Origin of the sequence: Nitratireductor sp. CH_MIT9313-5, assembly GCF_037029545.1 — a bacterium.
GTDB lineage: Bacteria > Pseudomonadota > Alphaproteobacteria > Rhizobiales > Rhizobiaceae > Chelativorans.
This window is the reverse complement of record NZ_JAYMER010000014.1, coordinates 36,447-54,500: the sequence shown is the minus strand read 5'-3', so window position 1 is coordinate 54,500 and position 18,054 is coordinate 36,447. Positions and strand designations below refer to the sequence as shown.

The window sequence follows — 18,054 nt, the reverse complement described above, 5'->3', positions numbered from 1 at the left end:
TTAGAAGAAGGATGTTGCAGCGGCTTCGGCCATCAGTTCGACGGGTGCGCCGACGAGCATGTAAAACAGGACGAAGGCACCCGACAGCAGCATGACGAAGCGCAACTCGCCTGCCATTGGCTGAAATCCGCCAGCGGATTCGTCGAACCACATCACCTTCACGACACGCAGATAGTAGAAGGCACCAACGACCGATGCGAGCACGCCAATGACCGCGAGTGCGATCAGGCCAGCATCGATGGCTGCCAGGAAAACATACCACTTGGCCCAGAAACCGGCCATTGGCGGAATGCCTGCAAGCGAGAACATCATGATGGTCATGATGGTCGCCATCATCGGATTGGTCGAGGAAAGACCCGCCAGATCGCTTACCTGCTCGACATTGGTGTCGTTGCGGCGCATGGCGAGGATGATGGCAAATGTACCAAGCGTCATTGCCAGATAGATCAGCATGTAGACGGCAACGGCGCGAACACCAGCTTCGGAATTGGCCGAAAGACCAACAAGCGCGTAGCCCATATGGCCAATCGACGAATAGGCCATCAGCCGCTTGATGTTGCGCTGACCGATTGCAGCGAATGCGCCCAGCACCATGGATGCGATCGAGATGAAGACGACAATCTGCTGCCAGTCGACGGCGATCGGCTCGAAAGCACTCATGGTCACGCGCACGAGAAGTGCGACCGCTGCCATTTTCGGTGCAGCGGCGAAGAATGCCGTGACGGGCGTCGGGGCGCCTTCATAGACGTCTGGTGTCCACATATGGAAGGGAACGGCAGAGATCTTGAAGGCCAGGCCTGCGAGAACGAACACCAGACCGAAGACGAGGCCGAGCTGACGCTCACCGCCGCTGAGTGCTGCCGCAATGGCATCGAACTGCGTGCCACCGGTGAAGCCGTAGACGAGCGAAACGCCGTAGAGCAGCATGCCCGAGGAAAGCGCGCCAAGGACGAAATATTTCAGGCCGGCTTCGGTCGCACGGGCGCTGTCGCGGTTGATTGCGGCAACGACATAAAGCGCCAGCGACTGCAGCTCGAGGCCGAGATAGAGCGCGATCATGTCATTGGCAGAAATCATCAGCATCATGCCAAGAACCGAGAGCATGATGAGGACCGGATATTCGAACTTGTCGAACTTTTCCGCCTTGGCGAAGCCCACCGACATTATGAGCGTGACGGCCGCACCGATCAGCGTCAGCACCTTGAAGAAGCGCGAAAAGCCGTCGGAGACGAAGGCACCGGCAAACGCGTAGCCTTCGGTCGGGAAGATAATTATCCAGGCAATGGCGCCAAGGAAGAGCGCCACGGCAAGGCCGGTCACGGTCGTGTCGGCTCGGTCGCCTGAAAAGACGCCGATCATGAGGAGCAGCATCGCGCCGAGGGCAAGTGCCAACTCGGGAACGGCGAGGATCAGGCTGGAGGTCAGATCAAATGTCATCGTCTAGCGTTCCCGTTCAGTTTGCTGCGGCGGCTTGCGCCGTTTCGGCCGATACACCGACCTGGTTGATAAGCGCCTCGACGGAAGCTGCCGTCACATCGAGCAGCGGAGCCGGATAGACGCCAAAGAAAATCACCAGGATGACAAGCGGATAGAGGATGGTCTTCTCGCGCAGCGACAGGTCCGAAAGGCCCTTGAGGCTTTCCTTGGTCAGCGCGCCGAAGATCACCCGACGATAGAGCCAGAGCGCATAGCCTGCGGACAGGATCACGCCTGTTGCCGCGAAGAAGGCGACCCAGCTGTTTGCACGGAAGGCGGCCATCAGGGTCAGGAACTCACCGACAAAGCCGCTGGTGCCCGGCAGACCGACATTGGCCATGGTGAAGACAAGGAACACCACCGCATATTTCGGCATGTTGTTCACCAGACCGCCATAGGCCGCGATCTCTCGGGTGTGCATGCGGTCATAGATGACACCCACACACAGGAAGAGCGCGCCGGAAACGAGGCCGTGCGAGATCATCTGGAAGATTGCGCCCTGGATGCCCTGCTCGTTGAGAGCAAAGATACCCATGGTCACGAAGCCCATGTGAGCGACGGACGAGTATGCGATCAGCTTCTTGATGTCTTCCTGCATCAGCGCCACCAGTGAGGTGTAGATGATGGCGATGACCGACAGGGTGAAGACCAGCGGAGCCAGGTCGATGGAGGCGACCGGGAACATGGGCAGCGAGAAGCGCAGGAAGCCGTAGCCACCCATCTTCAAGAGGATGCCTGCCAGGATGACCGAGCCGGCGGTAGGCGCCTCGACGTGGGCGTCCGGCAGCCAGGTATGTACCGGCCACATGGGCATCTTCACCGCGAAGGAGGCAAAGAAGGCGAACCATAGCCAGTATTGCATGCCTGACGGGAAGACATGGGTCAGGAGCTGCGGGATATCGGTCGTGCCTGCATCCCAATACATCGCCATCATGGCCAGCAGCATGAGCAGCGAGCCGAGCAGCGTGTAGAGGAAGAACTTGTAGCTGGCATAGACGCGGCGCTTGCCGCCCCACACACCGATGATGATGAACATCGGGATGAGGCCGGCTTCGAAGAAGACGTAGAACATGACGATGTCGAGCGCGCAGAAGACGCCGATCATCAGCGTTTCCAGGATCAGGAACGCGATCATGTATTCCTTCACGCGATGCTCGATCGCTTCCCAGCTCGCCAGGATGCAGAAGGGCATGAGGAAGGTCGTCAGGATGACGAAGAGCATCGAGATGCCGTCGACACCCATGTGGTACTTGATGCCGGAGGCAAGCCATTCCTGCTTCTCAACCATCTGGAAGCCGGGCGCGGAATTGTCGAAGCCGATCCAGATGAAGAGCGACAGGATAAAGGTGAAGACGGTCGTCAGCAGCGCGACATTGCGGATATTGCGCCGCGCATTCGCGCCATCATCCCGGATAAGCAGGATGAGGAACGCGCCGACCAGCGGCAGGAAGGTGACCGTGGAGAGAATGGGCCAGTCGGTCATTGTGCCAAAATCCATTTCTTTATCATGGTGCTGCCGCCCCCGATGACGACGTCGCCGATATCAATCATTTTCAGAACGAGCCCCCGAGCATCATCCAGGTGACCAGTGCCGCGACACCGATCAGCATGGCGAAGGCATAGTGGTAGAGATAGCCGCTCTGCAGCTTGACCATGCGGTTGGTCACATCGACCACTCGGGCCGAAATGCCGTCCGGGCCAAGGCCGTCGATGACCATGCCGTCGCCCTTCTTCCACAGGAAGTGGCCAAGGCGCTTTGCAGGACGGACGAAGAGGAAGTCATAGACCTCGTCAAAGTACCACTTGTTGAGCAGGAAGGCGTAGAGGCCGCGATGCTGTGCTGCCAGTTCCTTCGGTGCTTCCGGTGAGCGGATATAGAATTTCCACGCAAGAGCCAGGCCAAACAGCATGGCGAAGAGCGGTGAGAACTTCACCCAGAGGGGGACCTCATGGAAGTCATGAAGGACATGGTTTTCCGGCAGCGTGAAGAGCGCGGTCTTCCAGAAGTGGTCGTATTCGTGACCGATGAAGAAGTCGTGGAACACGATGCCTGCAAAGAGCGCACCTGCTGCCAGGATGAACAGCGGAACCAGCATGACAAGCGGCGACTCGTGCACATGATGCATGACATCTGCGGAAGCGCGCGGCTTGCCGTGGAATGTCATGAAGATCAGGCGCCAGGAATAGAAGCTGGTCATTGCGGCGGCCACGACGAGAAGCACGAAGGCTACCGCGGCAACCGCATTCTCACCCACGAAGATGCCTTCGATGATCGCATCCTTGGAGAAGAAGCCGGCGGTACCGATAATCGTGCCGGGGATGCCGACGCCGGTCAGCGCGACCGTGCCGATGATCATCATCCAGTAGGTCTGCGGGATCAGCTTGCGTAGCCCACCCATCTTACGCATGTCCTGCTCGTCGGAGACTGCGTGGATGACCGAACCGGCTCCAAGGAAAAGCAGAGCCTTGAAGAAGGCATGCGTGAAGAGGTGGAAGATCGCCGCGCTGTAAAAGCCCGTGCCGAGTGCCACGAACATATAGCCAAGCTGCGAGCAGGTCGAATAGGCGATGACGCGCTTGATGTCGTTTTGCACCAGGCCGACCGTTGCCGCGAAGAAGGCGGTGAATGCGCCGACTGCGGTCACGACTGTCAAAGCGGTGTGCGACAGCTCGAAGATCGGCGACAGGCGCGCGACCATGAAGACACCGGCGGTGACCATGGTTGCGGCGTGAATGAGCGCCGAAACGGGTGTCGGGCCTTCCATGGCGTCAGGCAGCCAGGTGTGCAGCGGCACCTGAGCCGACTTGCCCATTGCACCGAGGAAGAGCAGCAGGCACGTCACGGTGAGCGCGCCACCCATGGTCAGCGTGTAGCCCAGGAAGGTCATTACCGTTTCACCGGCAGTCCCCTCCCCGCCTTCCACCGGAACATAGTTGGCGGCAGCAGCGAAGATCGTGTCGAAATTGACCGAGCCGAATAGTACGAAGACACCGAAGATGCCGAGAATGAAGCCGAAGTCACCGACGCGGTTGACGATGAAGGCCTTCATGGCAGCAGCGCTTGCCGATGGCTTCTTGTACCAGAAACCGATCAGCAGATAGGAGGCCAGACCCACGCCTTCCCAGCCGAAGAACATCTGCACCAGATTGTCAGACGTCACCAGCATCAGCATGGCGAAGGTGAAGAGCGACAGATAGGCGAAGAAGCGCGGGCGGTGCGGGTCGTGGTGCATATATCCGATGGAATAGATATGCACGAGCGCCGACACCGAGTTCACCACGACGAGCATGACGACCGTCAGCGTGTCGATACGCAGCGCCCAGTCGACCTGCAACGAGCCCGAAGAAATGAAATGCAGCACCGGCACGGTGAAGGTCTCACCGGAGCCAAAGGCTACGGTGAAGAACGCCACCCATGACAGGAGAGCTGCCACGACCAGCAGGCCGGAGGTGACATATTCGGATGCCTTGGCGCCAATCGACCGGCCGAAAAGACCGGCGATCAGAAAGCCTATGAGCGGAAGGAAAACGATCAGGTGATACATGTTCTTATGCGTTCCCTCTTCAGCCCTTCATCATGTTGATGTCTTCGACCGCGATGGAGCCGCGGTTGCGGAAGAACACGACGAGGATGGCAAGGCCGATGGCGGCTTCTGCGGCGGCGACTGTCAGCACGAACAGGGCAAAGACCTGGCCGACGAGATCCCCCAGCACGGCCGAGAAAGCCACGAAGTTGATGTTGACGGCGAGCAGGATGAGCTCGATCGACATCAGGATGATGATCACGTTTTTCCGGTTCAGGAAGATGCCGAACACGCCGAGCGTGAACAGGATCGCCGAGACGGTGAGAAAATGTGCGATACCGACTTCCATCGTCAGATGCCCTCGCCCGATTCAACCTTGCGGATTTCGATAGCGGTCTCCGGCGTACGCGCCACCTGAGCCGGAATGGACTGACGCCGCACGCCTTCCTTGTGGCGCAGGGTCAGCACGATTGCGCCGATCATTGCCACCAGCAGAACCATGCCTGCAATCTGGAAGAAGTGGATGTAGTCCGTGTAGAGAATGTCGCCGAGTGCCGCCGTGTTGTGGCGTTCGGCAATGTCTGGAATGGGCTTGGCAATCTCCGTCGCCACTTCCGGCGAGAAGGCGTAGCCGCCCAGAACAACGATCAGTTCGACTGCCAGGATTATGCCGATGACAGCGCCGATGGGCGCATATTGAAGAGCGCCACGCTTCAATTCGGCAAAGTCCACATCCAGCATCATGACGACAAAGAGGAAGAGCACCGCCACCGCGCCGACATAGACGACGAGCAGGATCATCGCCAGGAACTCCGCGCCGGTCAGCAGGAAGAGTGCCGCCGCATTGAAGAAGGTGACGATCAGATAGAGCACCGAGTGCACCGGATTGCGCGCGGCAATGACCATGAAGGCCGCCGCCACTCCAATAAAGGCGAAGAGATAGAAGAAGATCGCCTCAAGTCCTGTAAGCATGGTTCCCTCGGTACCTGACCCGCACCTGACGCGGGGCTGCCCCTAGTGAGTTCTGCCTTGCCCCAAAACGAAGCCCGGCAGGTTTTGCGTGTCTCTTAGACCATGAGGGGGCGCACATGAAGCGCTGACCCTCAGGTCCGTTCAGTTGTTCACCGGACAGAGTTCCGCCCGGCCTAAAAAGCCCTTCCCTTAGCGGTAGGGCCCATCAAGCTCGATATTGCGCGCAAGTTCGCGCTCCCAACGGTCGCCATTGGCGAGCAGCTTTTCCTTGTCGTAGTAAAGCTCTTCGCGGGTTTCCGTCGAGAACTCGAAATTCGGGCCCTCGACAATGGCATCCACCGGGCAGGCTTCCTGGCAGAAGCCGCAATAGATGCATTTCACCATGTCGATATCGTAGCGTACGGTGCGGCGGGTGCCGTCATTGCGGCGCGGGCCGGCCTCGATGGTGATGGCCTGCGCCGGGCAGATGGCTTCGCACAGCTTGCAGGCAATGCAGCGCTCTTCGCCATTGGGATAGCGACGCAGCGCGTGCTCACCACGGAAGCGCGGGCTGAGTGGGCCCTTTTCGTGCGGATAGTTGATCGTGGCCTTGGGCGCGAAGAAGTGCTTCATCGAGAGCACGACGGCTCCGAAGAACTCTTTCAGGAGCAGCGATTTCGCGGCCTGTGCAAGAGCTGACATTGTCATTCTCCAGCTTGGGTGGCGTTGATGACGACGCGCATCATGCAAGCCCCGTGATCTTGAGGAAGGCGGCGGTCGCCACCACCATGAAGAGCGAGATTGGCAGGAAGACCTTCCAGCCAAGGCGCATCAGCTGGTCGTAGCGGTAACGCGGCACGAAGGACTTCACCAGTGCGAACATGAAGAAGACCATCACGACTTTCAGCACGAACCAGATCAGGCCCGGCACCCAGGTGAAGGGTGCGAAGTCGAAGGGCGGCAGCCAGCCACCAAGGAAGAGAATGGTGGTGAGCGCGCACATCAGGACGATGGCAACATATTCGCCAAGGAAGAAGAGCAGGAACGGCGTCGAGGAATACTCGATCATGTGACCGGCTACCAGCTCCGATTCCGCTTCGACCAGATCGAAGGGCGGACGGTTCGTCTCGGCAAGTGCCGAGATGAAGAAGATGATGAACATCGGGAAGAGAACGAGCCAGTTCCAGTCGAGGAAGCTGTTCGGCAGGCCGATCATGGTGCCAAGACCGTCACTCTGCGACAGGACGATGTCCGTGAGATTAAGAGAGCCGACCGTCAGCAGGACCGTCACGATGACGAAGCCGATGGAGACTTCGTAGGAGACCATCTGTGCGGCAGAACGCAGCGCGCCGAGGAACGGATATTTCGAGTTCGAAGCCCAGCCGCCCATGATCACGCCATAGACTTCAAGCGAAGCGATGGCGAAGATGTAGAGAATGCCGACATTGATGTCCGCGATCGCCCAGCCTTCGCTGACGGGAATGACCGCCCATGTGGAAAGGGCGAGCACTGCGGCGACCAGTGGGGCAAGGATGAAGACGACCTTGTTCGCGCCGGACGGGATCACCGGCTCCTTGAAGACGAATTTCAGAAGATCGGCGAATGCCTGGAATAGCCCCCACGGGCCGACCACATTCGGGCCGCGGCGCAGCTGGACGGCGGCCCAGATCTTGCGGTCGGCATAAAGGATATATGCCACGAAGATCAGAAGCACCGAGATGAGGAAGACCGACTGTGCGAGGATCAGCAGGCCTGGAAGCACATAGCTGGAAAAGATGGATTCCATGGTCTCTCTCTATTCCGCCGCCTGTTTCAGTTCGCCGCGCGCAAGTGCGGAGCACTCGGCCATGACAGCAGAAGCGCGTGCAATCGGGTTGGTGAGGTAGAAGTCGGTTACAGGCGAAACGAATGCCGCGCCCGACATCTTCTTTGCAAGCTTCTTCAGTTTGGCAAGCGATGCCGCATTGCCCGCCTGGACGGCGTCGATGGCTGCCATATGCGGGAACTCCTCATAGAGCGAAGCGCGCAGCTGGGTAGCGGAGTCGAAGGGCAACTTGTGGCCGAGAACCTCCGAAAGTGCGCGGATGATCGCCCAGTCTTCCTTGGCCTCGCCAGGAGCGAAACCGGCGCGGGTGGTCATCTGCACGCGGCCTTCGGTGTTCACATAGGTCGCTGACTTTTCCGTATAGGTCGCAGCCGGCAGGATTACATCGGCGCGGTGGGCGCCTGCGTCACCATGGGTGCCGATATAGACGGTGAAGGCTTCACCCAGCGAAGCCATGTCGATCTCGTCAGCGCCGAGCAGGAACATGACATCCATGTTTCCACCCATGCCTGCAATGTCGCGACCGCCCTCGCCCGGCACGAAGCCGATATCGAGCGCACCGACGCGCGAAGCGGCGGTGTGGAGAACGGCAAAACCGTTCCATTCTTCGCCAACGGCACCGACGGCATCGGCAAGCTTTGCCGCCTGGCCGAGAACCGCTTGGCCGTCATCGCCCATCAGCGCGCCCTGACCGATGATGATCATCGGGCGCTTTGCGTTCTTCAGAACATCGAGGAAGGCGCCATTGCCTCCTGCCAGTTCGGCAAGCGTGTCGGAACCGGCGCCGAGCATTTCGTAGTCGTAGCGCAGGTCACCCGGATTGCCGATCACGCCGATGGGGAAGTCGCCCATGCGCCAGCGCTTGCGGATGCGCGCATTGATGACGGAGGCTTCGAAGCGCGGATTGGAGCCGATGATCAGCAGAGCGTCTGCCTCATCAATGCCCTCGATCGTGGGATTGAAGAGATAGCTTGCGCGGCCAAGGGACGGATCAAGCTTGGTGCCGTCCTGGCGGCAGTCGTGATTGGTCGAGCCCAGCGACTGCATCAGCTTCTTGAGCGCGAACATCTCTTCGACACCGGCAAGATCGCCGGCAATCGCGCCGATCTTCTCGCCGGAGGTCTTGGAGACGGCCTTGGCGATTGCCTGGAAGGCTTCTACCCAGGTTGCCGGCTGAAGGCGCTTGCCCTTGCGGACATAGGGACGGTCGAGGCGCTGCGTGCGCAGGCCATCCCAGACGAAGCGGGTCTTGTCGGAAATCCACTCCTCGTTCACCGCCTCGTTCACGCGCGGCATGATGCGCATGACCTCGCGGCCACGGGCATCGACGCGGATGGCCGAGCCGACCGCATCCATCACGTCGATGGACTGGGTCTTGGACAGCTCCCACGGACGCGCCTGGAAAGCGTAGGGCTTGGAGGTGAGCGCACCGACCGGGCACAGGTCGATGACATTGCCCTGAAGCTCGGACGTCATGGCCTGTTCGAGATAGGTGGTGATCTCCATATCCTCGCCGCGGCCTGTCGCGCCGAGCTCGGAAATGCCTGCAACTTCAGTGGTGAAGCGGACACAACGCGTGCAATGGATGCAGCGCGTCATGATCGTCTTGACGAGCGGTCCGATATATTTGTCTTCAACCGCGCGCTTGTTCTCGTGGAAGCGCGAGGAATCCACGCCATAGGCCATGGCCTGGTCCTGCAGATCGCATTCGCCGCCCTGATCGCAGATCGGGCAGTCGAGCGGATGGTTGATGAGCAGGAACTCCATGACGCCTTCACGCGCCTTCTTCACCATTGGCGTCTTGGTGAAGATTTCCGGCGTCTCGCCATTGGGGCCAGGACGCAGGTCGCGCACACCCATGGCGCAGGATGCGGCAGGCTTGGGCGGTCCGCCCTTCACTTCCACCAGGCACATGCGGCAGTTGCCGGCAACCGACAGGCGCTCATGGAAACAGAAGCGCGGCACTTCCGCGCCCGCTTCTTCAGCGGCCTGCAGCAGCGTGTAGTGATCGGGTACTTCGATCTCCGTGCCGTCGACTTTGAGTTTTGCCATTATCGCTGTCCGTTGCCTCTCGCCCTCACTAAGGGCTTGAACCTTTAACCTACTCCGCTGCCACCATCGCCGGTTCGGCGCGGTGTGCGTTGCGGGTGAATTCATCGATGCGCCGCTCGATCTCGGGGCGGAAGTGGCGGATGAGACCCTGGATGGGCCATGCAGCCGCGTCGCCAAGCGCACAGATCGTGTGGCCTTCAACCTGCTTGGTCACGTCAAGCAGCATGTCGATCTCATGCTTGTGGGCTTCGCCGCGCACGAGACGCTCCATGACGCGCCACATCCAGCCGGTGCCTTCGCGGCACGGCGTGCACTGGCCGCAGCTTTCGTGCTTATAGAAGTAGGAGAGACGGGCGATCGCCTTCACGATATCGGTGGACTTGTCCATCACGATGACCGCCGCGGTACCCAGACCCGACTTCAGTTCGCGCAGACTGTCGAAATCCATCGGCGTGTCGATGATCTGCTCGGCGGGCACGAGCGGCACCGAAGAACCGCCCGGAATGACGGCAAGCAGATTGTCCCAGCCGCCGCGAATGCCACCGCAATGGCGCTCGATCAACTCGCGGAACGGGATCGACATCTCTTCTTCCACAGTACACGGATTTTCCACGTGACCGGAGATGCAGAAGAGCTTGGTGCCCTTGTTGTTTTCGCGCCCGAAGGAGGAGAACCACGAAGCGCCGCGACGCAGGATGGTCGGTGCAACGGCGATGGACTCGACATTGTTGACCGTGGTCGGGCAGCCATAAAGACCGACATTGGCCGGGAATGGCGGCTTGAGGCGGGGTTGGCCCTTCTTGCCCTCAAGGCTTTCCAGAAGTGCGGTTTCCTCACCGCAGATATAGGCGCCTGCACCGTGATGGACGAACACGTCCATGTCCCAGCCGCATTTGTTGTTCCGACCCAGAAGCCCTGCGTCATAGCATTCGTCGATGGCGCGCTGCAGAGCCTCGCGCTCACGAATGAACTCGCCGCGGACATAGATATAGGCGGTGTGCGCACCCATGGCGAAGCCGGCAATCAGGCAGCCTTCGATCAGCGTATGCGGATCGTGACGCATGATGTCGCGGTCCTTGCAGGTGCCCGGCTCCGACTCGTCGGCATTTACGACGAGATAGTGCGGACGTTCGCCCTGCTCCTTCGGCATGAAGGACCATTTGAGACCGGTCGGGAAGCCTGCGCCACCACGGCCGCGAAGGCCGGAAGCCTTCATCTCGTTGATGATCCAGTCGCGGCCTTTCGCGATGATCTCGTTGGTGCTGTCCCAATGGCCACGCGACATGGCGCCCTTCAACGACTTGTCGAAGCGACCATAGATATTGGTGAAGATGCGGTCCTGATCCTGAAGCATCAAACTCTCCTCACCGCGGCTTCTTGCCGAAAACGCGGATATATTCGGCTTCGCCACCACGGGCCAGCGCGTCTGCCTGCTTTACCCAGTTGTCGCGATCAATGCGACCCTTGAAGCGCAAATATCCGTCGACCCAGTCGCGCTGATCCTGCGTCCAGGCAGCAATCTGCGCGAAGGTATAGATGCCCAGCTCGTTCAGGATGCCCTCGATCTTCGGGCCAACGCCTGAGATCATCTTGAGGTCATCCGGTTCAGCCGGACGGCGAATGCCTTCGGGTCGGCGCTCGTCATCAAGCGAAGGCTTTGCGGCCTTGTTGGGCGCAGGCGATTCCGGTCCCGGCTCGGGATCACGAACGGCCTTGGCCTTCTGCAATTCGGGAGATTCGAGCTCCGGTTCCTCGCCCTCAACGCGATGCCCATCGCTGTGATTGCGGGTCTTGACCGTCTTTTCGGTCTCTTCGGCCACGCGATCGGCCTGAACCGGCTTTTCCTTCGGCGCGTCAGCGCTTGCAGCCTTCTCTACCGAATTGTCGCTCTTGACCGGCGATGGCGACTTGATTGCGGGATCGGTCTCGCGCGCATCCGTTTCGGGCTTCGCGGCACGGGACGGCGGGACCTGGGTGTCGGCTTCTGCAGCACTTGGCTCTTCGGCATTGGCAGAGCCCTGCCAGTGCTTGCGCTTCACCGCCTGTTCGTCGGTGAGCGAGGTGAGGCCGGAGGCCGGAGCGGAATAGGTGCGGTCGATCTGGGGACCAGGCGTGATCGTATCGCCCTTGTCCGCCTCGAAAGCCTCAATGATCTCATCGAGCCGCTCAACCGTCAGATCTTCATAAGTGTCCTTGAAGATCATGACCATGGGAGCGTTGACACACGCGCCCTGACATTCGACCTCTTCCCAGGACAAGGTGCCTTCGGCATTGGTGTGGAAGGGCTCGGGATGGATCTTCTTCTTGCAAAGATCGATGAGCTCCCCTGCCCCGCGCAACATGCAGGGCGTTGTGCCGCAGACCTGGATGTGGGCCTTGGTGCCGATGGGCTGGAGCTGGAACTGGGTGTAGAAGGTCGCGACCTCGAGGACGCGGATCAGCGGCATGTCGAGCATGTCTGCAACATGTTCGATGGCAGCACGCGTGACCCAGCCTTCCTGTTCCTGTGCGAGCATCAAGAGCGGGATGACCGCGGAGTGCTGACGGCCTTCGGGATATTTAGCGATCCAGCCTTTCGCCTGCTCGCCCATCTCGGGAGAGAAAGCGAAGGAAGCGGGCTGAACGGCTTCGTCTGCAAGACGGCGGACTGACATTAGCGGTCTACCTCACCAAACACGATGTCGAGGGAGCCGAGCACGGCGGATACGTCGGCGAGCAGGTGTCCGCGGCACATATAGTCCATGGCCTGCAGATGAGCATAGCCAGGTGCGCGGAACTTGCAGCGATAGGGTTTGTTGGTGCCGTCGGCAACGAGATAGACGCCGAATTCGCCCTTCGGCGCTTCAACGGCGGCGTAAACCTCACCGGCAGGCACGTGGAAGCCCTCTGTATAGAGCTTGAAGTGATGGATCAGCGCTTCCATCGAACGCTTCATGGCCGGGCGCTTGGGCGGCACGATCTTGCCATCGGTGTTGGAGACCGGACCCGTGCGCTCGGAACCCAGAAGACGGTCCACGCACTGGCGCATGATCTTTGCCGACTGGCGCATCTCTTCCATGCGGATGAGATAGCGGTCGTAGCAGTCGCCATTCTTGCCGATGGGAATGTCGAACTCCATCTCGGAATAACATTCATAGGGCTGGCTCTTGCGCAGATCCCATGCGGCACCCGAACCGCGCACCATGACGCCGGAGAAACCGCGCGCCCAGGCATCATCCAGGCTGATCACGCCGATATCGACATTACGCTGTTTGAAGATGCGGTTGTCGGTCAGGAGATTGTCGAGATTCTCGACCGTCTTCAGGAACGGGTCGATCCAGTTGCCGATATCCTCGACAAGCTGATCGGGCAGATCCTGATGAACGCCGCCGGGGCGGAAATAGGCCGCGTGCATGCGCGCACCCGATGCGCGCTCGTAGAACACCATCAGCTTCTCGCGCTCTTCGAAGCCCCAGAGCGGCGGAGTGAGAGCGCCCACGTCCATGGCCTGGGTGGTGATGTTCAGAAGATGCGAAAGGATGCGGCCGATCTCGGAATAGAGCACGCGGATCAGCTGGCCGCGGATCGGCACATCGATGTCCAGAAGCCGCTCGATGGCCAGTGCATAGGCATGCTCCTGGTTCATCGGCGCGACATAGTCGAGACGATCGAGATAGGGCAGACCCTGCAGGTAGGTCTTGTACTCGATCAGCTTCTCGGTGCCGCGATGAAGCAGACCGATATGCGGATCGACACGCTCGACCACCTCGCCGTCAAGCTCCAGCACAAGGCGCAGAACGCCGTGAGCCGCCGGATGCTGCGGACCGAAATTGATGTTGAAATTGCGGACGGATGTTTCAGGCATGACGCATGGCCCCTTCGTGGCCAGAGCGAATAGCGAGTAGTGAATAGCGAATAGGGTGCGATTGCCGCATCATGTATTCTTCTCCTGCAACCGCCTGATCATGGTTCTGACCATCTTTCCTATTTCCTCGGTCGCCGCCAGCATCTCGCCCAGCTTTGGCTCACTCAACATGTTCAATCGAGACGCCAATATCAGATGCGTCTCCAGTTCTTTCAGCGAACCTTGAGCAACACGTAGAAACTGGATGAATGCGCCTGTCGTGTCTCGACCATGACCTTCTGCGATATTGGCTGGCACCGAGACCGATGCCCGCCTGATCTGCGAAGTCATGCCGAACTGCTCTTCAGCAGGAAAACCCTTCGTGACCTCGTAAGACTGAACTGCCAAATCCATGGCCATTCGCCAGACATGCAAGTCACGATAGGATGTTATCGGCAACGCCTTCCCCTACTCTCTACTCGCTACTCCCTATTCGCTAGTTCTCTGCCTTCTCATCCCCCGGCAACACATATTCCGTTCCCTCCCACGGAGAGAGGAAGTCGAAGTTGCGGAATTCCTGGCGCAGCTCCACCGGCTCGTAGACCACGCGCTTGGCTTCGCCGTCGTAGCGAACCTCGACATAGCCGGTCAGCGGGAAATCCTTGCGTAGCGGATAACCCTCGAAACCGTAGTCAGTCAGGATGCGGCGCAGGTCCGGGTGGCCGGTGAAGAGCACGCCATACATGTCGTAGACTTCCCGCTCGTACCAGTCGGCACCGGGGAAGACGTCGATGACGGAAGGCACGGGCGTGTCTTCATCGGTCGACAGCTTCACGCGGATGCGCTGGTTCTGACGCGGAGACAGGAGATGGTAGACCACCTCGAACCGCTTCTTGCGCGCCGGATAGTCGGCACCGGAAATGTCGATGAAGGACACGAACTGGCACTGAACATCGCTTTTCAGGAAGTTCAGCACATCGACGATGTCGCCGGCCTCGACTATCAGCGTCAGTTCGCCATAGGCCACAACTGCATCCTGGATCTGAGCATCCAGCTTCTCGGTGATATAGGCCGCCAGGTCCTTTAGCGCTTCGCTCATGACTTCAAACCTCAGCGCTCGATCGTGCCGGTACGGCGGATCTTCTTCTGCAGAAGAAGGATACCGTAAAGCAGTGCTTCAGCGGTGGGCGGGCAGCCCGGCACATAGATGTCCACCGGCACGATGCGGTCGCAGCCGCGCACAACCGAATAGGAGTAGTGGTAGTAGCCGCCACCATTGGCGCAGGAGCCCATGGAGATGACGTAACGCGGCTCGGGCATCTGGTCATAGACCTTGCGCAGAGCGGGCGCCATCTTGTTGGTCAGCGTGCCGGCGACGATCATCACGTCGGACTGGCGCGGTGAGGCGCGCGGCGCGATGCCGAAACGCTCCGCGTCGTAGCGCGGCATGGAGACATGCATCATCTCCACCGCGCAGCAGGCCAGACCGAAGGTCATCCACATCAAGGAGCCGGTACGCGCCCAGGTGATCAGCGCCTCCGAAGAGGTTACGATGAACCCCTTGTCAGAAAGCTCGTCATTGATGCCGGTGAAGAACGGATCATTCTCGCCAACCGGATTGCCGGTGTTCGGGTCGATCAGACCGCGCGGCTGGGGCGCGACGAGGGTCTTGTCATTCAATCCCATTCCAGCGCTCCCTTCTTCCATTCATAGATGAAGCCGATGGTGAGAACACCAAGGAACACCATCATGGACCAGAAACCCATCCAGCCCACTTCGCCGAAGGACACGGCCCAGGGGAAGAGGAAGGCGACTTCCAGGTCGAAGATGATGAAGAGGATGGCCACCAGATAGAAACGCACGTCGAACTTCATGCGCGCGTCGTCAAAGGCGTTGAAGCCACACTCATAGGCGGAAAGCTTCTCCGGATCCGGATTGCGATAGGCAACCAGGAACGGGGCAATCACAAGCACCAGACAGATGGCCAGCGCCACGCCCATGAAGATGATGATTGGTAGATATGAACTCAGTAGATCGTTCATTGTCCGACTTTCCGTTACCGGTTTTCAGCCCGGTTCCGTACTGGGGCTGTCGCGGACCTGTCGAAGCTGGAAATCGGCAGCGCGGCTCATGCCCATGTTGCAACGCGGCGAGGGTTAGCGCAGGCGCTTGAGCGACGCAAGTCTAACGTGGCAAAGTTTGGGCATAAGTGACTGATTGCGCCCTTTTCCACCGCGGTCACCTCACCTGTCAGGAGAGGAGCTTGGGCGGCTGGCCCTGCAGGGCCTGCGCGCATAGCATGGCTGAGGCAGGCGGGAGCAGTTTCATACATGCAGACAATCACCAATCTTCAGGCGCGTCGCATCGCGCTTTTGGCGCAAGGTTTTGGTGATGCTTCGCCAAAGGCGGTTGGCCGAACCCAACTTCTGAAGACGCTAAGGCGAATCGGACTGTTCCAGATCGACTCGGTCAATGTCGCGGTGCGCGCTCATTACATGCCGCTGTTTTCACGAATGGGTGCATATCCGCAGGCGCTGCTGGAAAGCGCGGGCAAGCGCCGCCCGCGTGCAACATTCGAATATTGGGCGCATGAAGCCTCGCTGTTGCCCGTTGAGGATCAGCCGCTTTTTCGCTGGCGGATGGAGCGCGCACGCAATGGCGAAGGGATCTATTCCGGGCTTGCACGCTTCGGAGAGGAAAAGAAGGACTTCATCAAAAGCGTTTTACAGCGCGTGGAGCGCGAAGGCCCCCTCACCTGCTCTGCGATTGAAGGTCACAAGGGGCAGGCCGGATGGTGGGAATGGTCGGATGCAAAGCGGGCGCTTGAATGGCTGTTCTGGGCGGGGCTCGTCACCACCCATTCACGGGGCACGAATTTCGAACGCATCTATGATGTGCCTGAACGCGTGCTGCCACCCGAAATCGCAGCCACCGACACTCCGAACCGGCAGGATGCGCAGCGCCAGCTGATTGAAAAGGCAGCGCGGGCGCTCGGCGTGGCGACCCAGGGCGATCTGCGTGACTATTACCGGCTTTCTCCAGCCGACGCCTATCCAAGAATAGAGGAACTTGTCGAAGAAGGTGTGCTGGAGCCAATTAATGTAAGAGGATGGCGCAACACGGCCTATCTGCACAGGGACGCCCGAAAGCCGCGCCCGGTGCATGCCAGGGCCCTGCTGGCTCCCTTTGATCCACTGATATGGGAGCGGTCCCGGGCGGAGCGCCTGTTCGGATTCCACTATCGGATCGAAATCTACACGCCCGCGCACAAGCGCCAGCATGGCTATTATGTCTATCCGTTTCTGCTTGGCGAATCGCTCGTGGCGCGTGTGGATCTCAAGGCTGACCGCAAGGCTGGCGTCCTCCTTGTCCAAAATGCTTCACTCGAGGCAGGAGCCGCAGCGGAAGAAACCGCCAGCGCCCTGGCTGAAAGCCTGCTTGAGATGTCCCGTTGGCTTGGCTTGTCCGGCGTCTGTGTAGCGGGCGAGCGTGATTTCTGTCTGCTGCTTGGCCACGCTCTCGACCGTGCATAGTAAAAACCGGATGCCAAGAGGCACCCGGTTTGAACAATGCCGAATCGAATCAGGGCCTTATTCGGCCTTCTTCAACTGACCCGGTGCGCAATCACGGGCGTGGTCGACATCGCCCATCTTCATGGCCTGACCCGGTGCAACTTTGCCAGCGGGATTCTTTACTGCGTCGTCACAGACCGAAGCGATGGTCTCATCGCTGACTTCACCTTCGACATTGGCGTCGGCATCTACCGTGGCCTCGCCCTCGGCATTTACATCAGCATCACTATCCGCAGCGACATCGGCATCGGCCTCTGCGCCTGCATCAATATCGGCGTCGGCATTCAGCTCACCGTCAGCTGAACCATCCGTATCGGCACCGGCATCAGCATCCGCCGTTGCATCGACAGAACCGTCCACGGAAGTGTCCGTGCCGCCTGCATCGGCGTCAGCCGTGGCGTCGGTCGAGCCGTCTGCCGTTGCATCAGTCGAGCCGTCGGACGTGCCAGCAGTTGCGGTCCTGTCATTGTTGACAGTGGAGCCGCCAGTGGCCGATCCGCCGGAAGCCATCTGCTGCATGACAAACTGGGTGAGCTCCTGCGAGCCGGTGGTCGCCGTGCAGTTTGCATCGCCGCTGGAGAGCTGGGCGGAAAGAACATTTACGCTTACATCACAGACATTGGCTGCGACATTCACCGGTACCTGTACCGTCACGGGGATATTGTTGTCCTCGACGTTGAGATCAACAGCGATGTCCTGCAGGACGTCCTGGATATTCACATTGACCAGACCTTCCAGCGAAGGCGTCGTCTGGGCGTTGGCAAGACCGGTAGAAAGGCCAAGGGCAGCGATCGAGAGAGCAAGACGTTTCATGTGTACCTCCTTTTGAAA

Annotated in this window: 17 protein-coding genes; 1 reads left to right on the top strand and 16 read right to left on the bottom strand. The window is 59.7% G+C overall.

Annotated elements, in window-relative coordinates; all coding sequences use genetic code 11:
* From nuoN to WA367_RS07700, 15 genes are all read right to left on the bottom strand, one after another.
* On the bottom strand, nt 1-1,437 hold the full coding sequence (gene nuoN / locus WA367_RS07770; RefSeq protein ID WP_036481128.1) for an NADH-quinone oxidoreductase subunit NuoN: 1,437 nt from the start codon (nt 1,435-1,437) through the stop codon (nt 1-3).
* 16 nt (nt 1,438-1,453) lie between these two features.
* Nucleotides 1,454-2,959 carry an NADH-quinone oxidoreductase subunit M gene (locus WA367_RS07765; RefSeq protein ID WP_036484181.1) on the bottom strand — a complete coding sequence of 502 codons (1,506 nt, stop codon included), beginning with the start codon at nt 2,957-2,959 and terminating at the stop codon, nt 1,454-1,456.
* A gap of 70 nt (nt 2,960-3,029) precedes the next feature.
* A complete protein-coding gene (gene nuoL / locus WA367_RS07760) occupies nt 3,030-5,021 on the bottom strand; it encodes an NADH-quinone oxidoreductase subunit L (protein ID WP_336056224.1) in 1,992 nt (663 codons plus the stop codon).
* 19 nt (nt 5,022-5,040) lie between these two features.
* Nucleotides 5,041-5,349: an NADH-quinone oxidoreductase subunit NuoK gene (gene nuoK / locus WA367_RS07755; protein ID WP_036481131.1), complete on the bottom strand. Its 309-nt coding sequence runs from the start codon at nt 5,347-5,349 to the stop codon at nt 5,041-5,043.
* A 2-nt stretch (nt 5,350-5,351) separates the two neighbouring features.
* Nucleotides 5,352-5,972: an NADH-quinone oxidoreductase subunit J gene (locus WA367_RS07750; protein ID WP_336056223.1), complete on the bottom strand. Its 621-nt coding sequence runs from the start codon at nt 5,970-5,972 to the stop codon at nt 5,352-5,354.
* A gap of 189 nt (nt 5,973-6,161) precedes the next feature.
* Nucleotides 6,162-6,653, bottom strand: a complete 492-nt coding sequence (gene nuoI, locus WA367_RS07745) for an NADH-quinone oxidoreductase subunit NuoI (protein ID WP_036481135.1) — start codon at nt 6,651-6,653, stop codon at nt 6,162-6,164.
* Between the two features lie 40 nt (nt 6,654-6,693).
* On the bottom strand, nt 6,694-7,737 hold the full coding sequence (nuoH, locus tag WA367_RS07740; protein ID WP_336056222.1) for an NADH-quinone oxidoreductase subunit NuoH: 1,044 nt from the start codon (nt 7,735-7,737) through the stop codon (nt 6,694-6,696).
* A gap of 9 nt (nt 7,738-7,746) precedes the next feature.
* Nucleotides 7,747-9,828, bottom strand: a complete 2,082-nt coding sequence (nuoG, locus tag WA367_RS07735; protein ID WP_336056221.1) for an NADH-quinone oxidoreductase subunit NuoG — start codon at nt 9,826-9,828, stop codon at nt 7,747-7,749.
* Nucleotides 9,829-9,877: 49 nt separating this feature from the next.
* Nucleotides 9,878-11,182, bottom strand: a complete 1,305-nt coding sequence (nuoF, locus tag WA367_RS07730) for an NADH-quinone oxidoreductase subunit NuoF (protein ID WP_336056220.1) — start codon at nt 11,180-11,182, stop codon at nt 9,878-9,880.
* Nucleotides 11,183-11,192: 10 nt separating this feature from the next.
* Nucleotides 11,193-12,482, bottom strand: coding sequence for an NADH-quinone oxidoreductase subunit E (locus WA367_RS07725; RefSeq protein ID WP_336056219.1), 1,290 nt, complete (start codon nt 12,480-12,482; stop codon nt 11,193-11,195).
* On the bottom strand, nt 12,482-13,672 hold the full coding sequence (locus WA367_RS07720) for an NADH-quinone oxidoreductase subunit D (RefSeq protein ID WP_336056218.1): 1,191 nt from the start codon (nt 13,670-13,672) through the stop codon (nt 12,482-12,484). The genes WA367_RS07725 and WA367_RS07720 overlap by 1 nt, the downstream gene beginning before the upstream one ends.
* Before the next feature lie 69 nt (nt 13,673-13,741).
* On the bottom strand, nt 13,742-14,110 hold the full coding sequence (locus WA367_RS07715) for a four helix bundle protein (protein WP_336056217.1): 369 nt from the start codon (nt 14,108-14,110) through the stop codon (nt 13,742-13,744).
* 37 nt (nt 14,111-14,147) lie between these two features.
* A complete protein-coding gene (locus tag WA367_RS07710) occupies nt 14,148-14,750 on the bottom strand; it encodes an NADH-quinone oxidoreductase subunit C (RefSeq protein WP_336056216.1) in 603 nt (200 codons plus the stop codon).
* An 11-nt stretch (nt 14,751-14,761) separates the two neighbouring features.
* The gene (locus tag WA367_RS07705) at nt 14,762-15,337 is read right to left on the bottom strand and encodes a NuoB/complex I 20 kDa subunit family protein (protein ID WP_336056215.1); all 576 of its coding nucleotides are present in this window, start codon (nt 15,335-15,337) and stop codon (nt 14,762-14,764) included.
* A complete protein-coding gene (locus WA367_RS07700; RefSeq protein ID WP_036481151.1) occupies nt 15,328-15,693 on the bottom strand; it encodes an NADH-quinone oxidoreductase subunit A in 366 nt (121 codons plus the stop codon). Before WA367_RS07700 ends, WA367_RS07705 begins: the two co-directional genes overlap by 10 nt.
* Nucleotides 15,694-15,981: 288 nt before the next feature.
* Here WA367_RS07700 and WA367_RS07695 point away from each other — a divergent pair, with 288 nt between their 5' ends.
* On the top strand, nt 15,982-17,184 hold the full coding sequence (locus WA367_RS07695) for a winged helix-turn-helix domain-containing protein (RefSeq protein ID WP_336056214.1): 1,203 nt from the start codon (nt 15,982-15,984) through the stop codon (nt 17,182-17,184).
* Nucleotides 17,185-17,241: 57 nt separating this feature from the next.
* Here the strand turns inward: WA367_RS07695 and WA367_RS07690 are convergent, their stop codons facing one another.
* Complete coding sequence (locus WA367_RS07690) at nt 17,242-18,036, bottom strand: hypothetical protein (RefSeq protein ID WP_336056213.1); 795 nt, start codon at nt 18,034-18,036, stop codon at nt 17,242-17,244.
* Nucleotides 18,037-18,054 lie beyond the last annotated feature (18 nt).

Bases quoted from the DNA above. Each gene is read 5' to 3' on its own strand.
- nuoH (WP_336056222.1), bottom strand. From the start codon at position 7,737: ATGGAATCCATCTTTTCCAGCTATGTGCTTCCAGGCCTGCTGATCCTC.
- WA367_RS07725 (WP_336056219.1), bottom strand. From the start codon at position 12,482: ATGTCAGTCCGCCGTCTTGCAGACGAAGCCGTTCAGCCCGCTTCCTTC.
- nuoI (WP_036481135.1), bottom strand. From the start codon at position 6,653: ATGTCAGCTCTTGCACAGGCCGCGAAATCGCTGCTCCTGAAAGAGTTC.
- WA367_RS07700 (WP_036481151.1), bottom strand. From the start codon at position 15,693: ATGAACGATCTACTGAGTTCATATCTACCAATCATCATCTTCATGGGC.
- WA367_RS07690 (WP_336056213.1), bottom strand. From the start codon at position 18,036: ATGAAACGTCTTGCTCTCTCGATCGCTGCCCTTGGCCTTTCTACCGGT.
- nuoN (WP_036481128.1), bottom strand. From the start codon at position 1,437: ATGACATTTGATCTGACCTCCAGCCTGATCCTCGCCGTTCCCGAGTTG.
- WA367_RS07750 (WP_336056223.1), bottom strand. From the start codon at position 5,972: ATGCTTACAGGACTTGAGGCGATCTTCTTCTATCTCTTCGCCTTTATT.
- WA367_RS07720 (WP_336056218.1), bottom strand. From the start codon at position 13,672: ATGCCTGAAACATCCGTCCGCAATTTCAACATCAATTTCGGTCCGCAG.
- WA367_RS07695 (WP_336056214.1), top strand. From the start codon at position 15,982: ATGCAGACAATCACCAATCTTCAGGCGCGTCGCATCGCGCTTTTGGCG.
- nuoG (WP_336056221.1), bottom strand. From the start codon at position 9,828: ATGGCAAAACTCAAAGTCGACGGCACGGAGATCGAAGTACCCGATCAC.
- WA367_RS07710 (WP_336056216.1), bottom strand. From the start codon at position 14,750: ATGAGCGAAGCGCTAAAGGACCTGGCGGCCTATATCACCGAGAAGCTG.
- WA367_RS07705 (WP_336056215.1), bottom strand. From the start codon at position 15,337: ATGGGATTGAATGACAAGACCCTCGTCGCGCCCCAGCCGCGCGGTCTG.
- WA367_RS07765 (WP_036484181.1), bottom strand. From the start codon at position 2,959: ATGACCGACTGGCCCATTCTCTCCACGGTCACCTTCCTGCCGCTGGTC.
- nuoL (WP_336056224.1), bottom strand. From the start codon at position 5,021: ATGTATCACCTGATCGTTTTCCTTCCGCTCATAGGCTTTCTGATCGCC.
- nuoK (WP_036481131.1), bottom strand. From the start codon at position 5,349: ATGGAAGTCGGTATCGCACATTTTCTCACCGTCTCGGCGATCCTGTTC.
- nuoF (WP_336056220.1), bottom strand. From the start codon at position 11,182: ATGCTTCAGGATCAGGACCGCATCTTCACCAATATCTATGGTCGCTTC.